Annotated in this window: 21 protein-coding genes and 1 pseudogene; 6 read left to right on the top strand and 16 right to left on the bottom strand. The window is 59.2% G+C overall.

The window, feature by feature from the left end:
* Positions 1–221 precede the first annotated feature (221 nt).
* Positions 222–1354 (top strand): IS3 family transposase gene (locus AC0L21_RS31660; protein ID WP_473265635.1). Its coding sequence is split into 2 segments (ribosomal slippage): positions 222–477 and positions 477–1354, totalling 1134 coding nucleotides; the frame shifts between segments, so codons are not numbered across the junction.
* A gap of 71 nt (positions 1355–1425) precedes the next feature.
* Here the strand turns inward: AC0L21_RS31660 and AC0L21_RS31655 are convergent.
* A complete protein-coding gene (locus tag AC0L21_RS31655; RefSeq protein WP_473265634.1) occupies positions 1426–1674 on the bottom strand; it encodes a hypothetical protein in 249 nt (82 codons plus the stop codon).
* An 859-nt stretch (positions 1675–2533) separates the two neighbouring features.
* On the opposite strand from AC0L21_RS31655, the gene AC0L21_RS31650 reads away from it, so the two are divergent.
* Together AC0L21_RS31650 and sugE are read left to right on the top strand one after the other, a co-directional pair.
* Positions 2534–3406 carry a radical SAM/SPASM domain-containing protein gene (locus tag AC0L21_RS31650; protein ID WP_245329445.1) on the top strand — a complete coding sequence of 291 codons (873 nt, stop codon included), beginning with the start codon at positions 2534–2536 and terminating at the stop codon, positions 3404–3406.
* Positions 3407–3497: 91 nt separating this feature from the next.
* Positions 3498–3812 carry a quaternary ammonium compound efflux SMR transporter SugE gene (sugE, locus tag AC0L21_RS31645; protein ID WP_007600067.1) on the top strand — a complete coding sequence of 105 codons (315 nt, stop codon included), beginning with the start codon at positions 3498–3500 and terminating at the stop codon, positions 3810–3812.
* A 662-nt stretch (positions 3813–4474) separates the two neighbouring features.
* Here the strand turns inward: sugE and AC0L21_RS31640 are convergent.
* Positions 4475–4996: a thermonuclease family protein gene (locus tag AC0L21_RS31640; RefSeq protein WP_473255575.1), complete on the bottom strand. Its 522-nt coding sequence runs from the start codon at positions 4994–4996 to the stop codon at positions 4475–4477.
* A gap of 433 nt (positions 4997–5429) precedes the next feature.
* Positions 5430–6182, bottom strand: coding sequence for an energy-coupling factor ABC transporter permease (locus AC0L21_RS31635; RefSeq protein WP_473255574.1), 753 nt, complete (start codon positions 6180–6182; stop codon positions 5430–5432).
* Positions 6183–6555: 373 nt separating this feature from the next.
* Between AC0L21_RS31635 and AC0L21_RS31630 the strand changes: the two are divergent.
* A pseudogene (locus AC0L21_RS31630) lies at positions 6556–6921 on the top strand (RMD1 family protein); the annotation flags it as partial.
* A 922-nt stretch (positions 6922–7843) separates the two neighbouring features.
* Here the strand turns inward: AC0L21_RS31630 and AC0L21_RS31625 are convergent.
* The 7 genes from AC0L21_RS31625 to nifH form a co-directional block, all read right to left on the bottom strand.
* Positions 7844–8272 carry a hypothetical protein gene (locus AC0L21_RS31625; RefSeq protein WP_473265633.1) on the bottom strand — a complete coding sequence of 143 codons (429 nt, stop codon included), beginning with the start codon at positions 8270–8272 and terminating at the stop codon, positions 7844–7846.
* 572 nt (positions 8273–8844) lie between these two features.
* Complete coding sequence (locus AC0L21_RS31620) at positions 8845–9141, bottom strand: ferredoxin family protein (protein WP_007600062.1); 297 nt, start codon at positions 9139–9141, stop codon at positions 8845–8847.
* Positions 9142–9181: 40 nt separating this feature from the next.
* Positions 9182–10489 carry an FAD-binding protein gene (locus tag AC0L21_RS31615; protein WP_317245382.1) on the bottom strand — a complete coding sequence of 436 codons (1308 nt, stop codon included), beginning with the start codon at positions 10487–10489 and terminating at the stop codon, positions 9182–9184.
* A gap of 11 nt (positions 10490–10500) precedes the next feature.
* Positions 10501–11616: an electron transfer flavoprotein subunit alpha/FixB family protein gene (locus tag AC0L21_RS31610; RefSeq protein ID WP_433994762.1), complete on the bottom strand. Its 1116-nt coding sequence runs from the start codon at positions 11614–11616 to the stop codon at positions 10501–10503.
* 1150 nt (positions 11617–12766) lie between these two features.
* Positions 12767–13099, bottom strand: a complete 333-nt coding sequence (gene nifW, locus AC0L21_RS31605; protein ID WP_473265632.1) for a nitrogenase stabilizing/protective protein NifW — start codon at positions 13097–13099, stop codon at positions 12767–12769.
* Between the two features lie 696 nt (positions 13100–13795).
* Positions 13796–14524, bottom strand: coding sequence for a nitrogen fixation protein NifQ (locus AC0L21_RS31600; RefSeq protein ID WP_473265639.1), 729 nt, complete (start codon positions 14522–14524; stop codon positions 13796–13798).
* Between the two features lie 66 nt (positions 14525–14590).
* Entirely contained in the window at positions 14591–15481 is an 891-nt protein-coding gene (gene nifH / locus AC0L21_RS31595; protein WP_007600043.1) for a nitrogenase iron protein, read from the bottom strand.
* A gap of 531 nt (positions 15482–16012) precedes the next feature.
* Between nifH and AC0L21_RS31590 the strand changes: the two genes are divergently transcribed.
* The gene (locus AC0L21_RS31590) at positions 16013–16567 is read left to right on the top strand and encodes a peroxiredoxin (protein ID WP_456766229.1); all 555 of its coding nucleotides are present in this window, start codon (positions 16013–16015) and stop codon (positions 16565–16567) included.
* 1158 nt (positions 16568–17725) lie between these two features.
* A complete protein-coding gene (locus tag AC0L21_RS31585; protein WP_473265631.1) occupies positions 17726–18031 on the top strand; it encodes a hypothetical protein in 306 nt (101 codons plus the stop codon).
* 247 nt (positions 18032–18278) lie between these two features.
* Here AC0L21_RS31585 and AC0L21_RS31580 read toward each other — a convergent pair whose 3' ends face one another.
* The 6 genes from AC0L21_RS31580 to nifB form a co-directional block, all read right to left on the bottom strand.
* A complete protein-coding gene (locus AC0L21_RS31580) occupies positions 18279–18545 on the bottom strand; it encodes a hypothetical protein (protein WP_456769731.1) in 267 nt (88 codons plus the stop codon).
* Between the two features lie 10 nt (positions 18546–18555).
* On the bottom strand, positions 18556–18915 hold the full coding sequence (locus AC0L21_RS31575) for a DUF3024 domain-containing protein (protein ID WP_456766230.1): 360 nt from the start codon (positions 18913–18915) through the stop codon (positions 18556–18558).
* A gap of 11 nt (positions 18916–18926) precedes the next feature.
* A complete protein-coding gene (locus AC0L21_RS31570; RefSeq protein WP_456766231.1) occupies positions 18927–19166 on the bottom strand; it encodes a nitrogen fixation protein NifZ in 240 nt (79 codons plus the stop codon).
* A complete protein-coding gene (locus tag AC0L21_RS31565; RefSeq protein ID WP_473255570.1) occupies positions 19163–19483 on the bottom strand; it encodes a nitrogen fixation protein NifZ in 321 nt (106 codons plus the stop codon). The genes AC0L21_RS31570 and AC0L21_RS31565 overlap by 4 nt, the downstream gene beginning before the upstream one ends.
* Before the next feature lie 126 nt (positions 19484–19609).
* A complete protein-coding gene (locus AC0L21_RS31560) occupies positions 19610–19834 on the bottom strand; it encodes a 4Fe-4S binding protein (protein WP_473255569.1) in 225 nt (74 codons plus the stop codon).
* Positions 19835–19849: 15 nt separating this feature from the next.
* Entirely contained in the window at positions 19850–21403 is a 1554-nt protein-coding gene (nifB, locus tag AC0L21_RS31555; RefSeq protein ID WP_473265630.1) for a nitrogenase cofactor biosynthesis protein NifB, read from the bottom strand.
* Between the last annotated feature and the right edge of the window lie 324 nt (positions 21404–21727).

Below are 21727 nucleotides of genomic sequence, written 5' to 3'. Positions count from 1 at the left end.
TCTACGACAAGATCGCCCCTACGCGCACGATGGTTGGGGAACGGAAAACATCACTGCGGACCGTGTATGTGTCCTGGCCACCGAAGGTGCTTTGATGGGGATCGCCATTTGCCTGGATTCTGTGACGTCTGCGAAAAGAGCCGGCTCCGCAAATTTGAACAAGACGATAAGTGGAGTTTCCGCCTGAAACGCGGCGATAATCGCCGTGAACAGGAGAGACCATGAACAGACGATCGCGCCGGAACCACACACCGGCGTTCAAGGCGCGGGTGGCGCTTGCCGCCGTCAAGGGCGACCGGACGATAGCTCAGCTTGCCGAGCAGTTCGACGTCCACCCCAATCAGATTACGGCGTGGAAGGCGCAGTTGGAGGGTGGCGCTTCCGGGGTCTTCGGCTCTGGGAGCATGTCGCCTGCCGCGCCTGCGATCGACGTGAAGTCGCTGCACGCCAAGATCGGAGAGCTGACGCTGGAGAACGATTTTTTAGAAGAAGCGCTCACCAAGGCGGGATTGCTGAGCGCAAAGCGATGATCGACCGTGAGCACGATCTGTCGATCACCAAGCAGGCGGAGATTCTGCAGATCAGCCGCGGCAGCGGTTATTACCTGCCGCGTCCGGTGCCGGACGCCGATCTCGCGATCATGCGGCGTCTCGACTGGCTGCATCTGGAGTTCCCTTTCGCCGGTTCGCGAATGTTGAGAGGCCTGCTGGCTGCCGAGGGGTGCAAGATCGGCCGCCGGCATGTCAAGACGCTGATGCGGCGGATGGGGATAGAGGCGCTCTATCGCCGTCCGCGCACGACTAAACCCGAGCCCGGCCACAAGATCCATCCGTATCTGCTGCGCGGCATGGAGATCACACGGCCGAACCAGGTCTGGGCGATGGACATCACCTACATCCCGATGGCTAGTGGGTTCGTCTATCTCGCCGTGGTGCTGGACTGGGCAACACGCCGGGTTCTGTCGTGGCGGCTGTCGATCACCATGGAAGCAGCCTTCTGCGTCGAGACGCTGGAGGATGCCTTGGCTCGTCACGGCAAGCCGGACATCTTCAATACGGATCAGGGCTCCCAGTTCACCGGACAGGCTTTTACCGGCGTGCTCGCCGACAACGGCATCACGATCAGCATGGACGGCAAGGGCGCATGGCGGGACAACGTGTTCGTCGAGCGGCTATGGCGCAGCCTCAAATACGAGGAGGTGTACCTACGGGCCTATGATAGCGTCAACGAGGCGCGCAATTCGATCGGCCGATATCTCGACTTTCATAACAGTAGACGTCCCCATTCGAGTCTTGACGGCAGCACGCCCGATCAAGCCTACTTCACCTCGCTGCCGCTCCGCCTGGCAGCATAACCGCGGCAGACGCGCTCCACTTATCGATGCGCAGATTCTGTTCAGACAACCGGGACCAGCTCAACCTGACTTCAAGCGACTGGGCGAGACAAAGAGGCTTTTAAGCGAAGCCAAGGATATCGAAGTCGGTTGACGATGTCGTTGTACGCGACACCGAGCGAGAAGCGCATCAAGGTCGGCAGGATGCTCGGAGTCGAAGCGAAATTGCGCGTGCCACTCGAGTTTTGTCCGATGAACACCGCAATGAGGTTGTCGGTGAACTGATCCCCCGTGAAAGACGATGAGCGAACCGCGCCCGAGCCAACCGTGAAACTGCTCATCGCGATACCGTAGATATAGGTGAAGTCGCCCGTGCCCTACTAGCGCCGCCGACTTGCTCCAGCGGTTTAGAAAAGTCGGAAGCCAGTAGGGCGGAACATTCGTACGCAAGGCCAGCGCGGCCCCACTCCTGTTCTGGACCCATCATCGAGAAGACGCCTCGCAAGTCCGACCGTAGCCCTGGCGCCCGGATATTTATCCAGCCGCCCTCCCGAGCACACGAAGAGCATGACGACGCCGTTCCCTCGTATAGCGTTTCCAACTATTGAGATTCACGACTTGGTGCATGAAGTGGTGGTAAAGAATTCGCACTGTTGACTGCGGCAAAGTGCATTCCCAGTCGGCACTTCGCGCGGCCGATCCCGATGCACGTCTATGATGATGACTTGGCCCTTGGGGCGGCGGCAACGGCCTCACATTTCATAGGAAGGCTGCGATTCAACTCATTTCGAGAGAGCTTAAATCGTACATAGCGTCATATTGTACGCTTTCGATCGCAGTTGCGCCTCCGTTGTGCCATTGCGAAGACAGTTATCGCGGATGTGTCGGCTTATGGACAATACCGGCAATGGCATGAGTGATGCTTGTTGGAACAAGCGAGAGGTTAGATCGACGCCGTCGATGCATGTGCACTCGGCAGCCACCGGATCCTGCTGGACTGGGGGCGCTAGGGTGAGTGAGCCGTCGGCGCTGTCTTCATCTATCGCGGCCGCGGCTTGCGACCGTGAAGTGTTGCGGTGATGGGCGACGAACCGAGGATGATGCATGAGCGAACCGACATGAGGGATGCAATGCGAGGGTGCCCCCTCAAGATCTCTTTGTTCCCAATGGCGGAGCGCGGACGTGGATAATATACAATCGATGACTGCACAGGAGCTGCGCTCTGCAATTAGTGGCGGCAGGGTCTTGGAGGTAACCACGACAACGGGCTGTGTCGTCGGATGTTCTTATTGCCCGCAGGACAAGTTCGCCGAACGGCAAAGAGCTATATCCGACGTGAAGCATCTTTCTTTGCAAGATTTCAAGCGATGCCTGGCGCGCGTACCAGCAACTGTGGACATCAGCTTTTCCGGGTATTCGGAGCCTTGGCTCAATCCGGCTTGCACCGAAATGGTTGAGCATGCCTACGCGTGCGGCCATGGAATCCGGATTTTCACAACCCTCGTAGGAATGAATGGGCGGGATCTAAGACGCTTGCGTGCGTTGCAGTTCCGCGGTTTCCTGGTGCACGTTTTTGACGACGGCACGCATATGGACAGTGGTCTCGTCAGGCGCAACTATGTCGATTTGATGCGTCAACTTGTTGATGCCGGCATTTCGTCACTGCTCTTCATAGTCATGGGCGAGGTGCATCCCGAACTAGTCGACATAATACCTGACGAAGCGCTCGTTCGCTCGCGTCCCCCGCGCAGCAGGCCTGCGAGCGGCGAGCTTAGGATGGTTGAAGCACGACAGCCAATCGTTGGAGCGCTGACATGTCCTGACGAACGGCAATATCGGAATGTTCTTCTCCCAAACGGCGACGTTACTTTCTGCTGCATGGATTTTGAGCGACGGCACGTTCTGGGCAACCTTCTCCGCGACAGACACAAGGATCTTTTCGAAGGGGCGACATTTGGCAAGATTGCCAGTCGCATGAACGGCGCGGACGGTTTTCTGCTTTGTCGAACATGTGAATTCGCCGAGCCACTGAGGTCGGAATGCTCATCCTTGAGAGCAGTTGACCCTGACTGATCGAAACGAATCGGGAGCCCAGGCGAGGACGGCCTTGCCGCTCATCATCACATCGGCCGCGGGGACGACCCCGCCATGAACGGAGGTCGCCATGGCCTGGAGCATTTTGTTGGTCGCCGGCCTCCTGGAAGTCGCCTGGGCAATTGGCCTCAAATACACCGAGGGCTTTACCAAGCTCGTCCCGTCCGTGCTCACGCTCGTGGCCATGGCTGGCAGCGTGATCCTGCTCGGCCTCGCTCTGAAGACGCTGCCCATTGGAACTGCCTATGCGGTCTGGACCGGCATCGGCGCGGTCGGCACCGCGGCGCTCGGCATCATCCTGTTCGGGGAGCCGGCCGCCGCGTTTCGCTTTGCCAGCATCGGACTGATCGTGGCCGGCATTGTCGGGCTGAAGCTCGTGTCCTGACGAAAACGTCGAAAGCATTGACCCCACTAGGTCAACGCCGCAAGGATCGGAGACTTGCCGCCGTGATTGTCCGACATGGACAATTGAGCTGGGCGCGTTCCAGCGCACCGCCGAGGGCGCTGCGCCGACAACGGCCCCGGTGATACTGTGGCCGAAGAAAGTCGCCGTGAATCAGATGCCGATGCAGGCCCTCTGGGCCGAGACCCGTTGACCGCTAGCCTCAGTGTCGCAACGCGAACGCCCATGGTGAGGACGATACGCCCGTCGGCAACCGGCGTGCCCACGGCCATGGCGTCTGGCCCGATGTACCACGCGGAGCGGCACGAACAATTCGCCACCGAACTCGCGAATACGAATAGAACAGTAATGGATCCCAGGTATGCCGCTGATGCTCCGGGGCGCCGGCTAAGAAAGTTCGCTTGCCCGAGTCATACGATGTCTGCCCTACGGAGCTGCAGGGGAGAAGATGCATCACAGAACGATATGATCGGCAGAGCGTCTTCATCTGCTTCCGACCATCCCGCCCAAGAGTACGAGACCATCCTACTCGTTGAGCATGGTTGGGCGGCAGTGGTGAGCTTGACTCACTCCCGATCGAGCCAGCTCGCCCGTGACTGTCACCTCACGCGGAGCAACCGCGTATTCTGGTGTAGGGGTAGCCATCAAGGATGTGCGTTCGCGTCGTCAGAACAGCTGGCTGGTCGACCACCCAACCGAATGCAGGCTCGATATAACCAAGGTACGGCAAAGCTGCCCGCCCATAAGCCCAGCCCGGCACGATCGGCCGCGCGTTGCGCAGCATGGTATCGTCCCCTGGAGTATTGCTTCCAATCGAGCACGAGACCGTTGCGCACCAACCATTCTCCAATATCGGTGCCACCAGCTGAACAGGTCGCTGTCGTCCGTCCACACTCATCCTCCAGGACTGGCACGCAACTGACTTCGCGATCTTCAACGAAGCTTTCAAGATCGCGCGCGGCCCTGAGGCCACATTGATATGGATTGCCCTTGATATCTCGGCACATTTGGGTCTCATCCGGCGCGTCAATGCCCCAGAGTCGAACGCGTGTTCTGTTGATTTCAAGGGTGTCGGTGCTGATGACCTTTGCCGGCCCCGTCAGCCCGCCGGCCAGGACGATGCCGAACAGTGCGAGCATGGTCAACACCACGATCAAGCCTGGCATGGCGATTTTCTTCGTCGGACCGCAACCATTCCCGACGAGCGCAGCAGAGCGCTGCCAAGTGGCCAAAGGCGCTCGATCGCAGCAGTGCTAATGTTCCGTAGGTAAGATCGCTCGACAGATGATTCCTCCTGAATCAGCAGCGCACCCCTCCCCTCACCTCCAACCTCGCCCCCGATGCTGTGCGACCCGGCTGCTGCGCTGAGCGAATCGGGCCCGTGCTCCACGTCATTGCGGCAGTCCGCCTCGGCTGCATCGCGCACCGGCAGGACGCACTCCGTCGTGCGCGTCCGCTGATTAGCGACGAGGCAGGCGCAGACGGCCGGCCGCAAGTCGGCGTGATAAGATTTCCCGGTGGCCTTGTCCGAAATGAGCATAAGCTCGGCCGCCTTTCTGGCACCGATAGCAGCAAGCACGCGCCGTCCGCGGTCGCTGCTCACGGCAACTGTAAGGGAAAGCGTATGCATCGCTTGAGCAAAACGGGCGCTCCGACGGCCATCGTTGTTATCAACGGCAACATGCCTTCTACAGGCGGTTGGCGACAACTCCGCCCGCAGTCACGCCGCCCAACTTGTTTCGCGAGCGCCAGCACAGCCATCTCAACCTCTAGCTGGACCAGGGACATAAGTGCGTAGGAAACCCCGAACCACGCGATGTTATAGAGATTGGCGGCGCCGAAGCCGGCGCCGTAGAGGGCCCAAAACGTGACGCAGACAACGATACCAGACTGATACGCCGTCGAGAGGGCAAGCGCCTTGCTGTACTGCAGATCGCGATGCGCGGTGTTGGACGGGATGAGCCGACTGGCGAGCGCCTGCATCGCAAACAACGGCACCAGAAGCGTCGTGGCATTCATACCAAATTGCGGCAGGTCGGCCGGAACAAAGAGTATGTTTTCCAGCAACAGGCCGAGCGCAAGACCAAACGCAGCCGCCGCCGCGCCGAACAACAGAAACAGCATCGAGCCGGGGACGAAGCGCACCTCGGAGACGCCAACCGCAAAGTGCGGCAGGATCTCGAAGAACATGAACACAAGCGTCGCGGCGATGGCTTGCAGGGCAAATGAGAGAGCGCCCCGCTCGCGCATAGCCTCGACCAGAAGCTTGGCGGCGACGCAGCACGTCGCAAGGCCTATGGCGTAGCTCAACACAAGCTTGGCGCCTGTTACTATTCCCGGTTCGATATGCATGGTCCAGGTCCCTCTTGCCTTTTTACTCGGGCCTTGTGTGGAGACCGCTCGAAACGGCATTTCAGTTTCCGCACCTGGGTCGACCGCTAACGTCCTGCTTCCGCCATGTCGGACCGGGTGTGGACATAGCCTCCGCTCCGCCTGCGGGACTTCGATAGCAACAGCTATGCCACCCGCGCCACCGCGCTTAAGCCTCTGATTGCGCATTGAAACGTTCCGTCCCCGCAAGGCTCGCCGTGTGAGTTAGCTGACATACTCTGGATGAAATTGGACACACATGGGTGCCCCGTCTTTGCTCAACCTGTGCCGTTTCGAACAATCGTTCTACCTCCCTCCTTGAATCGGAAATCCTGCGGCCGCCGGCGCGAAGACACCCTTTGCACGCGAACTAGCCGAGCGCGGCCGACCGCGCGAGGACCCAAGGGCATTCTCCAGCTGATCGGCGATGCGCTCCTGGTCCAGCAGCGTGTGGCGGGCCGCGCAGCCATTGCCGAGAAGCCCGACGCACTCTGGGGCAAGCCGGCGCTGGAGCGGCTCTATTCGCGCCTGAAAGACGGATACGAATTGAAGGAGCGGCTTGAGATGCTCCAGCGCAAACTGCGGGCCATCTCCGGAACGGCCAACGCGCCGACGGGCATCATCGGGACACGGCGCTCGCTGCGTCTGGAGGGTTATAGTCGTGCTGATCGCGATGGAAGTTGCGATCGGATGCGGTCAGACTATTGCAGCAGCTCAGTGAAGTGCGGCTGGTCACAGCACGCGAGGCGCTTTCCTGGCGTCTGAGCGGGCCTACTAACGTATCAGGCCCGGTAGTTGCGCGGAACACGCTGTTCGGCGCACGCGGCGGCGTGTTTTGGCCAAGCCTTCGCCGTGCTCGTGCACGCGAGGTTCGACGAAATCCCGGTGCGGCTCGCGACCCAGCAAATAGGCGACGCGACTTCCGGCGCAATTCTCCGGAAATCGATCAACGATCATGAGTGTATGGCAGACGCGCGGCAGAGCGTTCACCCCGACGATCCAGCGTGACCCGAGAAGACCCTTTGTCAGTTTGCGGCGGACCGCCACTGAGCTTGTCCGCTGTTGCCGAGTAGCTCGCGGAATACTTGCCCTTCCCCCGTCGTTCGCCAGCGCGCGGCCAGTGATGACCGGAACAAGGACGGTCGATTTCACCAGAGCGCCTCGCTATGAGCGATCGCCTTTCGCCGCTTTGACACATCGCCGCGGCTCGGTCGACGTCTCCTTCGGTGATTTCCCTTGCTTGGCTGTTAGCGAAAGGCTCCAGGATCGAGGAGCGCAGCGCACCGAGCGTGCTACAACTGAACATGAAAGCTCCGAACCGCGGTCCTCGGGTTGACTAACGCGACGGTCGCCGAGCTATACGCGCTCGGGACTGCCATGGAGCGTGCATGGCAGCTCCGCGTCAGCGATAAACGGACGACAAGGAACTGCGCCGCGAATTTCAAGCGGTTTTGACCTCGCAAGCAGGCGCCGAGATATCCGACGTCGCTGTTGCCTGTAGACATTCCATCTGCAGGGATTGTCCTCAAAGCGCCCTCGCCACTCACGTGCGGGCGGCAACTTCCCCCAAATCCACTTCTGAACAGAACCCGCCATGGCGATGCTTAGCTGGCTCGTTCAGAAGGCCGGCGAGCCTGAGGCCTTCAAGGACTCCTTCGAGCCGCTGTTCGCGAACGATTGCGGCGAGCAGCGAAACGGCCTCCTCCCGATGGACGGAAGCCGACGTCAGGCGCTCGCTGAACCAAGAGGTCCATCAAGGTCGGAAGTTCAGCAACGTGGTCGCGTAAGGTCGAGACCACATCATTGGCGAGATAGGTCGCCAAATCCCCTTTCGCCGGCGGATCAAAGTCCAACTCGACCGCGGCGCGCTTCTCGATTGCCTCTCGTATCAACTCGCGCTGGGTTCGTGCATTCATCGAGAGCATGAACGCCGCATCCGCGAGTTTCTCGCGCGGCAAGCTTCTCAGTACGACTATGCGAGCCTGGATGTCGCCAATCGAACTCTCACGCCCTGCATCTGCTCGCCACGCGTTAGCTCCTGCCCTGCTCTTTTGTACCCGAACCATCGTCATGCTCTCCGGCGGACGATATATCCCGGCGATACAGCGGAATGGAAGTGCAAAGTTGTGTGGTGCATGCGCGCAGTCCGCCTGACGAACGCGGAACCGGCGGTCGCGCGAAGGACTCAGAATGCGCTATTTTCGTGATGCGCTCGTGCTTTTCTAGTCTACAAGGCGCGGGATGGCATGTTGTCGGGTCGTGGCTACGGCGAGCGAAGGCCTGCTTCCAACATTCCGTCAGTAGGTGATAGGCAGCGAGCCGGTGGCGGCGGGCGGATCACCGCCAACCTTCCAGGGAGGACGAAACCGGCCAGATATTCCGGAAGACAACCAGACCGTGGACCAGATCCGAGACGGACGACGTTGCGTTTGCACCCTTGCTTCGGATCCGCTCGCTTTGGCTATCTTCGGGAATATTATAGCGGAAACCGAAAACTGCGTTTGTCCACATGCAAGGGCCCGCCGGGTAGATGGAAAGATTGGGACACCCGTTGAACGTGACCGGGTTAAAGCCGATTTCACGCGTGATTTAGTTGCATCGCGAGAACGACGTAGCCGCCGTGGCAGGGCTCTCACCCGAAGTTTTAACCGAACTTGAATAGGACACCGTAACCGCCGCGTGGGTAACTCCACTCGATATCACCACTTTCTTCGCAGATCACCCTGCAGGTGCCGCATTCGATACACCCGTCGACTGTCACCTCAACATGACCTTTATCGCTGAGCTCGTAGCACCGTGCAGGACAGGCCTTCAACATCGACAAGAGCCGCGAGGATGGCGTGGTGTGCGGACGCACCTTGATATGGGCACGGCCGGAATCGACAAGATAACGGTTGTAGAATAGTTTATCCTCGACACGTTGGGATGGCTCGCTCGGCATTGTTTCTGGCTCCGTCGTTCGTCGTTGTCTTAGGTTTGGATCACCGCCAGGCCCGGGCAATGCGCAGGGCATCGCTAAACAGCCCACTCCAAGACCGCGCCTTGATGAATGAGCTCAGCATCAGCTTCTCTTTCTCGAGCTTTGGTGTGCCGTCGACGCGCACGTAATCCTGCATCGCCCTGGAGAAGAGCTGCGGATATGTGAGAAAGAAGTTCTGCGAGTGGGTATGCATGAGTGCCGGCATATCCTTGTACTTTTTCAGGTCCTTGATCACGAAAGAATCAGTTAGCATTTTCTTGTAAAGTGAAAGATTTTTGGCCGTCATCGGATCTTTTCGCGATCTGATAAGGCAGATCGCTTCCGCCGCGATACGGCCCGACGTCATCGCCAAATTGGACCCCTCGCGATGGATCGCGTTGTTAAGCTGGGCGGCGTCTCCGACGACCACCCAGCCCTCCCCGCAAAGCTGCGGGATCGCCCTGTACCCTCCTTCGGGTATCAAGTGCGCAGAATATTCCTTGACTTCCGAACCTTCGATGAGCGGCGCGACGGAGGGGTGACGCTTGAAACCCTCGAGCAGGCCGTAAGGTGTCTCGCCGGTACGCTGGAAGTCGGCAACAAGACAGCCAATACCGAGCGAGATGCATTCCTTATTGGAATAGATGAAGCCCATACCGGTCATGCCGCGGGAGATGGTTCCTGCCGCTTCGATGACGAGCCCCTCGTCGCCTTTGAGATTGAAGCGAGCATCGATTGTCTCACGCGACAAAAAATGCATCTCCTTAACCGCGAGTGCGACCTTGTCCGGTTTCGGCCGCCCTCTTAAGCCCGCACCCGTCCCGAGCACTCCGTTCACCCCCTCGGCCAGCACGACAACATCTGCATGGATTTCACCCCCATCGCGGTCTGTGCGCACCCCGACGACCCTGCCATGGGAATCCTGGAGGAGCTCGGTCACCGTGGTCTCGCACAGCACCGTAGCGCCGGCCTCGCGGACCTTCTGGGAGAACCATTTATCGAACTGGGCACGGATGATGGTGTAGCGGTTCGGCTTCTCCTCGTTGAAATCATCGGATCGATAGTGAATCCCGGTGTGCGAACGCTCGTCCACGATCCAGAAGCGTTGCTCGACTAGATGCCGCTCAAGCGGCGCATCTTCTCGGAAATTCGGGATCAGCTTCTCCAGCATATCGGCATAAAGGATGGCCCCTTGCACGTTCTTCGACCCGGAATACTCGCCGCGTTCCAGCTGCAGCACTTTCAGACCCCGCTCGGCCATTGTAAGCGCCGCCGCGTTCCCGCCCATGCCAGCACCGACGACGATGGCGTCGAATCTTTCCTGAATCATAACAAGCTCCCCTAGCCAGCGATGCGGTCGTGCGAGTGCGGCGATAGCTGCGCGCGGAATGCAGAGGTCAATGCCGGCAACAGTCGAATGGCGTCGGTGACGATGCCGATATGGGCAAAGTCGAAGATCGGAGCGTTCTTGTCAGTGTTGATGGCAACGATGAGGTCGCCGCCCTCCACGCCGACGCGATGCTGGATAGCGCCGGAAATGCCGGCCGCGATATAGAGCTTTGGCCGGATGGTTTTCCCGGTCTGGCCGATTTGTCGGTCCGAGGTGGCCCAGCCCTTCTGGACCAGCGGCCGCGAGCAGCCATATTCGGCGCCAAGCACGTCCGCGAGCTGGTGTACAAGTTGGAAATTTTCAGGCGATCCCAGACCGAGCCCTCCAGCGACGACCACGTCGGCATAGGCAAGGTTGGACTTTGCAGAATCGCGGTCTGGCAGGAAGGACAGGACCTTTGTGACGATATCTTCTTCTACAAGCCCGAGCGGATGCGAGATGACGCGCGAGACGGCGCCTGTCACGCGCTCGGGCATCGGCATCACGCGCGGACGGACGGTTGCCATCTGTGGACGATAGTTGAGTGTGTAGATCGTGCACAACAGTGAGCCGCCAAACGTCGGCCGGGTCGCCGCAAGCGAGCCGTCGGCATCGACATCGAGCTCGGTGCAGTCCGCAGTTAGGCCGGTGAGCAATGTGGTGGCCACTGAGCCGGCGAGATCGCGGCCGAGTGTTGTTGCCCCTAGGAGTAGGATTTCCGGCTTATAAGTGTTGACCAGCTCTGACAGGGCTTTCGTATAGGACTGGTTGCGATAATCGGCCAAGAGATTGTCCGCGACGATATAGGCGAGGTCGGCGCCGTAGCAGAAGGATTCGGCGACCGCCTGCTGCGTTGTCTCCCCGACCGGGCCGATGACAACCGCGGCGAGGTCAACATTGAGCTTGTCGGCGAGCCGGCGGCCGGCCCCCATCAGCTCCCATGAGACGGGGTGCACAACCCCGCGTTCCTGCTCGATGAAAACCCAGACGTGCTTATACGGCTTAAATCGCTCGGGCAGTTCCCTCTTGGTCGCCGCGCGACCACCACCCGCGGCCGGAGCTGCACTTTTCGGTGCGGTGCTCATCATCTGTACTCCCATTCGCTTTCAGTAGCGGCTCGCCAGCGGCGCATGCTCCGCCTCCAGGTTTGGAATTTGCGCTTGAAGATTTCTTCAGTTAAGCGTCGGGCCGGATGCCGGCCCGCATCGCGTCAGCACGGCCTGGCAGCAGCGTGGGGCCGATACAGCCGTTGCTGGACCTTGACGACGAGCCCGGAAGCACGCGCTTCCGGTTCGTTCCGGATGCGGCATTCTGGGACGACGGTTTGGTTCCCGGCACTGCTAAGGCACCGACCGGGCCGGTCAGGCGTGCCGATCGATTGGTCCTCCTCATCTTAGAGATGCAACCGAGGTGCAACAGATCAAGGACCTGCGAGGGGCTCGGCTGGTACGATTGTCGGCCGCGTCGTTGCCGGTGGAAGCGCGATCTCATTGCTCCGAGTGCGCTTGTTTCTTGCCGATCATAGCGATAGGCCCGCAACTCCTGGCGAGGACAGGAGGGGCGGCGCTCAAGGCGCCCGGTCAACAGCGCCGCACGGCCGGCGCTGTTGAGCAACGGCTCTCCCCGCGAAACCTCGGGCAGGGATCGGCCAACGGGGGCGCACGAATCAAACGCACCTTTCAGCTCAGCCAGGTATGCGACCATCGCTTTGGCGCCGCGACGCATTATGGTGCCGGCAGGCAGCGCGCGCGAACCTGCGCGGCGTCAAAAATAAAATCGATGCGAACCAAGACGTGCATGCGCTGCTCCAAACTAGCTGAGCATATGTCAGCAATTGTCGTACCAATTGCGCAGGCGATGAAAATTGGCCGCTATTTCAAAATCTTACTGAAGAAGTAAGTCGGATTGGCGGCCTCTCACGAGGTCGAAACATTCGAGACCGTACTGACCCGTGTCCGGAATGCGACAGAAGACACTCATCTGAACCTTGCTGAGTTTTCCGCGCAACATGTGCGGTCCCGCTGCCGGCGCATGATTGCAGGAGATAGGTACACCTGCGTACCAGCTCGAAAGGATGGAAATATCGGCGGCGAGTCGTGATTGGCCCCTAAGGAGCCGTGGTGATGAACTGCGGATCCGCGAGGCCGCAACTGCAGCTTTCCGCTTGAATTCGAAGCCATGGCTTGCTGTCAGGCTCTCGGGACCTTCACGGTCCAGAGCACGACATGTAAGCTCAATTCACTCCAACAAATCGAGCTGGACCAATGCGGGATGCATGTTCGCTTGTGGTGCGGTCGCATCCTTCAGCACCTTGAATACGCGCTGTTCGATCGGGGAGGACGTGACGAAGTCGGCATAGGCGCGCTCAAGCGTGGCCTTGCAACGCGCGGTGATCTCAGGATCAGATGCACCAGTCAACTCCTCGCCTGCGAGATATTGGCCCATGCGACGCAGGATGTGAAGCCGCGCCACATCGACGATTTTCGCATCGTACTCGACGCCGAGCAGTGCAAAAAAATCCTCTGCCGCCGAGGCCTTGTTCAATCGCGCAAGGATCCCGTCCGTCGTCATTCTCAACCTCCATCTCGATCCGCGCCCAGAAACGACCAGGCTGGAATGTTTCAACCGATCGCGCGACGCGCGTGGCTGATTCGCTGTTGACGAGCGAGCTCTCGTGAATGTCGCGCCAAATCGCCACCCCCGTTTCCTGCGCAACCAGACCTTGGTGCTCGATGGCATGCTTGCGGACGGGCGCGGGGATGGTTTCGCTTTGCTCGGCGCCGAAAGAAAGTTGCACGATAGCAGCAAGGTAATCGCGGCGAACCCTGAATGCTTGCCGATCACAATCCGGGGGGAGCGCTCGAGCAGCCCCGGGTCTAGCCCTTCGTAGCTGCGCCAGGTCCTTTAACAGCCCGTGGACGTGGATGCCGGATTCATTGTTAAAGACATGCTCGTCGACAATCGCCTTGTTGAGCGGGACGGTACGGGACGCAGCGGCTGCAACGACGACCGCGACTTTTTTCCAGTTCGGATAGCAGCACGCCGGTATCAACGCAACAGAGCTGTCTGAGTGCGACGGCAACTTCTTCAGCGGCGCGTTGTCGGCTCCGCCAGATATCAACCCGCGATCATCAGACGCCGCCTCGGCCCGTGGGTCGGGTACGCGCAATCGTTTGCCCCGGTCTGTTTTCACCCCCATGCGACAGGTGGCCGAAAGCTCGTAGGATATACCCGCAATGGCGCCAAAGAGGGGTATCAATAATGAACTCAGCCTTTCAAGCTTGGGACGGCTTGGACGGTGTCATCAAGGCGGCGCAGATGATCCCGCCGACGTCCGGCCATCCGGCTCTCCCCGCTCTCTTCGCCGAAGCAAAGATCAAAATCATTGCATTCCGTGCAGACCGGCGTGGTACACATCACCAGGCCGTCATCTTCGCATAGCATGCGATAGAAGAAGCGCTTCCAGCGCATGTTCTTCGTATTGCGAGCCGCCAGCGGCCTGAAATGGCGCATGAGGACACGGGACAATTCATCCCGCTTCCGCAGACCGAGATCTTCCCACAAGTGATTAGGCTCCATGGCGCGCCGCGCGATCATCGTCGCGAGCCAGCCGCCAACCTCGCCATGAGTGGAACGTTGCGCAAGCAGGAGGTCGCGTATCATAACTGTCTCGTCAGGCGCCGGTAAGGCGGACTGATCGCGCCAGGTACAGCTCCTGACCGGGGTGGATGGGAAGTATTGCACCAACAGCGCATTGAGCTCCTGGTTGGTCAAGCCAGCCCGCTCGGGAAGTTGGCCGCCACCCATGGCTGATGTGGCCAGAATGCAAGCGAGCACATGGTGATCGAAGTCATCATTGTCGCTGATGTCGACTTCTGCCGGATGGCGCCCGGTCAGAAGCTGGTAGAGCTCACTCGCGTCGCGCTGCTCGGCGGCGTGAGCTACCGATACGCGAGATGAGATCGTGTCGGCTGTTTTTCCTTGTGTGCCGATCATAACTTTCGCACAGCTTCTGAGTGGACGATGTCGGCCTTCCCGGATCGAGAAGGCCGACAACATGAACTATGCCGAAATAGCGGCGAGCTCGGCAGCGGTCTTGCCGACCTGGCTCTCGTCGACGGGCTTGATGATGCCGTGCTCCATGAGCATATCTTCGAGCTCGTCCATGCTGATTGGCGTCGGGATAGCGCCTTGTCCGGCATTATTGTGGATCTTGGTCGCGAGATTGCGATAGTGATCCGCCTGCTTCGAGTCCGGCGCGTATTCCAGCACCGTCATTCGGCGCAGCTCCGCGTGCTGCACGACATTGTCGCGCGGCACGAAGTAGATCAGCCGGCTACCGAGCTTCTTGGCAAGAGCATCGGCAAGCTCCAGCTCCTTGTCGGTCTGCCGCTCGTTGCAGATCAGCCCGCCGAGACGCACGCCGCCGGAATTCGCATACTTCAGAATACCCTTGGAGATGTTGTTGGCGGCATACATCGCCATCATCTCGCCGGACATCACGATGTAGATTTCCTGTGCCTTATTCTCACGGATAGGCATCGCGAAGCCGCCGCAGACGACGTCGCCGAGCACGTCGTAAGAGACGTAGTCGATGTCCTCATAAGCGCCATTCTCTTCCAGAAAGTTGATGGACGTTATCACGCCCCGTCCGGCGCAGCCGACCCCCGGCTCCGGACCACCGGACTCGACGCATCGAATGTCCCTGTAGCCGAGCTTGATGACGTCCTCGATTTCGAGGTCCTCGACGCTGCCGGCATTCGCCGCCAGGCTCAGAATGGTGTCTTGCGCTTTGGCGTGCAGGATGAGGCGAGTCGAGTCCGCTTTGGGATCGCAGCCGACGATCAGAATCCTTTGGCCCAGCTCAGCAAGGGCCGCCAGCGTATTTTGCGACGTCGTCGATTTGCCGATGCCACCCTTGCCATAAAACGCGATTTGTCTCAGCGAAGACATGTTGCTCTCCATCAACCGATTGCTAATTTTTTCGCGCCGAATGCGCGAGCCTGTTTCTCTCGTAGAAACCATGGGCACACGAGTTTCGGGAAGGAGGCCATCGCTCGCCATCAGCGTCGGCGTGCCCTCAGCCCTCGCTCGTTGTTGCTCCATCCAGTTAGCAACTGGCGTGCCATTTCCTTCGCACCTGCATTAAGCCTCTGATCACCCTCGACTAACAGCGTGGCCTCGGACGCCGGCGTGCTGTGGCGGACCGGACAGCCGCAAGGGCTCTGACAGAAACCCGACAAAGCCTCGGCGCTCGGATTCCACTGCGAGCGCCGGCCAAGGAGCACAAACGGGAAATCCCGCGCCTTACGCCCGAGACAATTGAGGAGACGACATGTTGCAGATCGGGCTCGAGGACATCGCCACCATCAAAGGCGAATGTTCCACGACGGGCATGGCGGGCACTTGCCGCCAGATCGGGTGGCATATTGCTTGCTCAGTCGTGGAACGATGTTCCGTGTGACCCGATGTTGTGAGGACAATATGCTTGGAATTGGAAGTAAGTTGCCGCCGTTCGACATCATAGGCGTGAAGCCCGGCTTTCACCTGCAGGAGGAGGATGGGCAAAGCGCTTTCGAGACGCTGACTGAGAGAAGTTTCCCCGGAAAATGGAAAGTCATCTTCTTTTACCCGAAGGATTTCACATTCGTCTGCCCGACCGAAATCGCCGAGTTTGCCCGCCTGACGAAGGATTTCGCCGGTCGCGACGCAATCGTGCTTGGTGGGTCGACCGATAACGAGTTTTGCAAGCTCGCCTGGCGGCGTGACCATAAGGACCTGCACCGTCTATCCATCTGGCAGTTTGCCGACACCAAGGGCGCACTGGTCGATGGCCTTGGAGTGCGCTCGCGTGATGGCATCGCACATCGCTATACCTTCATCGTCGATCCTGAGAACACGATCCAGCATGTCTATGCGACTAGCCTCAATGTCGGCCGCAGCCCCACCGACACGTTACGCGTTCTGGATGCGATACAGACTGATGAGCTCTGCCCTTGCAACCGCGAAATCGGCGGCGACACGCTTAAAATTGCCTGAGGCAACATATCGATCGTGCAGTTGGACGAGCGTTCCGGCCGCGGGACGTCAGACGCAATCGTTCTTCGATGAGGTCAGGTGAGACGATGCTGCCGCAAACACTGCTAGCGCGTGCGACCCGCAATTCAGGTCTCTTTACCGGTCATGAACTCTGACGCCGCCGCCGCGATATTCGCGCGGCAGTCGCGGCGGCGATATCCACGGTGTCGATCACGACGATGAACAGCGTTCACGGCCGCTTCGCTCACCTCACATCATCTCGAACACAAGCGGATGCCAGCGCGGCTGCCCATGAACATACAAACGCTTGTACGCTTGTACGCTTCTACGCCTGCCGGACGCACATCTCCCGCCGGAGTTCCTTATACTTCGTCGTAGGCCGGACCGCGGTTCTCTTTTGTCTGCGGCTTACCGGCATGCAACTTCAAGGGGGCGATCCAGCGCCCACGGGGTCGGAAACAGGGTACCAATCTCTCCCGCTTGGGGCATTCTAGGTTTCAGTCGCCGCGCCTTGAGAAGGATGGACGCAGCGGCAGATGGCTTAGCCGCGAACGACGTGTGCCTGCCGTCGATCGACGCGCTCGCACAACGTATTTTCCGGGCCCGGCAAATCTATATTCAGCGCCTAAGCAGCACGTTGCGACGAGCGATTCGCTTGAGTCGCTGATTGAACACGACAATCGGTCGGGTTTAGGTCAAGTAACCGGATCGACGGAGAAGCCGGTCAGCTCGTTCGCCGCGCGACCCAACCGTCGGCGCCGAGCCTGAGACGACCAACTGGCCAGTAATCGCACGCCGCCTGACGGTCTCGATCATCACACCGGTCGATTTCCGAAGCTTGATCCCATCTCAGCGCTGGTGACCCAAGCCAATCCCCAAGGTGGACGCTTTCTGCCTTAGGGAGCCTTCGGATCGCTTCATAAGCTTTGAAACCCTAGCTACAGGGGTGCGGGCCCTTGAGTGCGCCTTGAGCAGCTTGACCTCGTCCTTACTATATTCTTTGCGCTTGGTGCTTTTCGCCACGTCATGTTCTCCGATTTCGCTTTGCACATCTATCTGCAGCGACTTGTTTTTGAAAAACGACGCAACCGCTTCCCATTACCATATCAATGACCATCGGCAACTATTCAAGCGGGCTTTTATCTTCCAGATAAGAACATGAACTACACGCGAATTTGTTCTCTGTCCTTCTGTATCTTTATCCGCGTGACCAACCCGATTCCCGACGCGCGCCAGGCGGTTCAACATGGAAGCAAGCTATCGAGACAGGGATGCTCGATTCGGTCCTTCAAACAACAACTCGAAAGCGCTCGCTGGATCGGCCAGGACGATCGTTGTGCTCCCGCGCATGATGAACCGGCCTTCACGAGTGTGCGGCGTTACCGCGCGAAGAATAAACGTCCTCTCATACCTGCTCGGTTCTGCGGACATCCTGCGACGGATGAGGTTTTCTTCGTCAGCTGACCGAGCACGGCTTGCTCTTCCTCATTTGACCGCCGCAGTGTTCTTGATCGAAGGGGCCACGTAGAGATAGCCAGGAAATGCCATCCTCAGCGAACAAGATGCGAGACCATCGCCTGCCCCGTGTCATGGACCCGATGAACGAGCGAGCGACCTGATCGTGATATTTCGCCAGGCCGGGCACGACGGCATGGCAAAAAACCCGCGGGCCTAGCGCCCTGTGAGCCTGGCACCGGCAGCGATTGCTTGATCATGACATGGCAGAGCGCTTGGCCAGCACAATGCCGCTGGCGCGCCGCGGATCATTCGTGATCTGCGCACATTGATCTCCGCGGTCGAGTAAATGCAGGTCGAACTGGCCAAACCGGCGGAACGGAGTGTGCGTCATGTCGGAGGCGTCGCAACAAATCCAGGCAAGATGTGGAAATTTCTGCCGGAGCGTCAGGCAGGGCTCAGAGCCTGTGTCAATAGCGGCGAGCGTCTGCTCAATCATGGTCAATTCACCTTGGCACACCATCCACAAATCCTCATCGCCAGAATAAACGTTCAGGATCGGCATTCAGAACCGTTGTCGCCAAGCCAAGCCGTTGATGGGTCGAATGCCACTCCCAGACGCCCTTACCGTGATCTTTGCGGAACAGCTGCCATGCCGCCCCAGTCCTGTCGTGGCGCAGCAGCGCGATCTCGACCAGGCCGCCCTCCGCATTGATATTGCCTGAGCAACACGGGCTCTCGACCAGATAGCCGCCAGGAACCGCAGTCACCTCTGGCGAGACATATCGGTAGCGCTCGCGCTTCGTGAGTGCGCGCACGATTCGCCATCGGTCGAGCTCGTTGGGATGCGCAGGCAAGCCGGAATGATGTCTTCTGATGATTGCCGCGTTCATTGCGCAACCTCCTAGACTGCAGAAATTTCTGCCTCGATGCAGCCAACCACCAACTGCTTGCCGAAGTCGACCATATAAATGAATAGGTTCGCGTCCGTATGGCGACCGATCTGGACGATCTCACCAACGTGCCCGACGCTGACTAGACACTCTTCCGGCGACGCGTCCGGAAAGGAACCGTCATTGAGCAGATCTATCGCCGCCTTGACACGTTGGCCTGACTGGTATCTTGGCAGTCTTGGTTCGATCATCGGGATGCCGCTCCTGGCAAGGAAGGCTCCTCGCCTTCGCGGCTTCGCCTGACTAGATCGAGCTCCTTGCCTTTCATGCCGACGCGATAGCCGGAGCCGAGGAATTCGACCCCATAGACATAAAATTGTTGTAGGAACGTGCCGATCGAGACGACATAGCCAAGCTCACCTTTCTTGACCAGAACCTCACCAATCTCCTTGCCCACATAAGTGCCGTCGTTGCGGATGGTGCGGTTGGCCCGCACCTTGTCGCCATAGTCAAACAAGGGGGCGTCCGTCAGCTCGACGATCTCACTATCGCGGGCGATGTTGCTCATGCTGTCGTCCCCGTTCCACAGTTCGATACAACGTCTCGCACAGCCGCGGCCGCCGCCCGTCAATGCGGAGCATCAACCGCCCGAGTTTCTGAACCGCTAGTGTCGTCATGACATCCAACGTGGCGCTCAAGTAGGCTCCTGGTGACGCGGCAGCGCCGCGTCGAGCACGCATGTATTGTCAACGGGGCAAACCGCCACGCATTGTGGCTCGTCAAAGTAGCCGGCGCACTCGGTGCATTTCTCAGGATCAATCAGGAAAACGCCGGCTCGCTCGGAAATAGCGAGGTTCGGGCATTGCGTTTCGCACGCCGAACAGCCCGTGCATTGCGACGCGATGATCTTGAACGGCATTACTTGAACCCATCCTCAGGCGGCGGAAGTCAGCGCGTTGTAGCGGGCCGCTGCATCGACCCTTTCAACGTGATGGATCTTCCCCTCATTGACTTTATCGAGATAGAGTTTGAACCAGGCGGTGACCGAGCCATCGATGAACTCGCAGGCGTACCGATCGACCGGCTCTATGCCGGCCTTGATCAATTCGGCCTTCGGGCAGCCGCCGATCTTTGACACGAATATGGCGTGGCAATCCTTGATGGCGCCGATGGCCATTTCGAGCTTGCTGTCCTCGCCATGACCACCTTGGCAATAGGAATGGATTGCTCGATGACCAACGTATTTTGCGCCTGAAGTCGAGAGCTCGTAGACCTGGAACTCCTTGGCATGACCGAAGTGCTGGTTGATCAATCCCGAGCCCTTGGTTGCAACCGCCACCAGCACCTTGATTTCGCTGGACGCGCTGGCGAGCCGCGCAAGCGCCTCCTGCTTGGCCACAAGGTTCGCGGTGCGCGCCTTCTCAACCTTAGCCTGATACTCCTTCCGGGCCCGCTCGTCGTATTTGATGTCCATCGCCATGATTTTTTCCATGGTGAACTCCGCGCCGCGGTCCTCCCCGAGCAGTCCGACGGCGTCGGCCCGGCACTGGCGACAGTGACGCATCATGTTCATCTCGCTTTCGCAGCTATCCTGCAATGCTACCACTTCCTGTGCAGTCGGGCCGCGTTGCCCCCTGAGGCCGAAGACGGTCCCATGCTCCGGCGACGATATCAGCGGCATCACGTTATGCAGGAAGGCGCCGCGCGACTTCACGGCCTTGTTAACCTCGACCAGATGCTGATCGTTAATCCCCGGGATCATCACCGAGTTGACCTTGCACAGGACGCCGCGCGCGGTGAGCATCTCCAGCCCTTGGAGCTGTCGATTGCTGAGTATTCTTGCGGCTTCAATGCCGGTGCAGCGCTTGTGGCCGTAAAAGATCCACGGATGGATCTTTGCACCAATTTCGGGGTCGATCATGTTGATCGTGATCGTCACGTGGTCGACCTTGAGTCTCGCGATTGTGTCGACATGATCGGGTAGCGCAAGGCCGTTCGTCGAGAGGCACAGCTTGAGATCTGGCGCGAGCCTATTGACGAGCTCGAATGTCCTGAATGTCTTGTCCGGGTTCGCGAGCGGATCGCCAGGACCGGCAACGCCGACCACGCTCATCTGAGGGATCGCGGAAGCGACCGCCAGCACCTTCTTGGCGGCCTGCACCGGCGTCAACTTTTCACTGACAATGCCAGGCCGCGATTCGTTAGCGCAATCGTACTTACGATTGCAGTAATTGCATTGGATATTGCAGGCGGGTGCGACGGCGACATGCATGCGGGCATAATGGTGGTGCGCCTCCTCGCTGTAACACGGATGGTTCTTCACCTTTTCCCAGATCTCAATTGGCAGATTGGCGATGCCAGCCTGAGATCCGCAGCTTGCCTTACCGCTGCCACCGATCGTACCGCAGCCCTTGTGCGTCGCCATGACTTGCATGGTCTCGCTGATCTCGCCGCCGCAGGATACCTGGTGTTGCGCTGAAGTACTCATTGTTCCAATTCTCTTCGCAAGCCGAACCCTTTCGGCAAGCATCCCCAGAGTCTTTCTGGAAAGCCAAGAGCAACTGGCGTGCCATTCCTGCAGGATGAATTTAACATTTCGCTTTCAAGTACTTAGCTAAGCCCTTAGCTTTATCAATTCATGTTGGAAAGCTGACAAGGGTTGCGATCACAACAGCGCTGACACCATTGTTTTGAGGCCCGGCAGGCAGCTTCAGCTATGGCTTCGGCAAACGGCAGGCGGGTGGCGTCGTTTGAAAGTTGATCTTCCGTCAGAACGTGACGCCTAGGCAAAGCACAATCCGCAAAAGACGTC

It is taken from the genome of Bradyrhizobium sp. WSM4873 (assembly GCF_055811355.1).
This window is presented reverse-complemented; position numbering and strand designations above follow the sequence as displayed.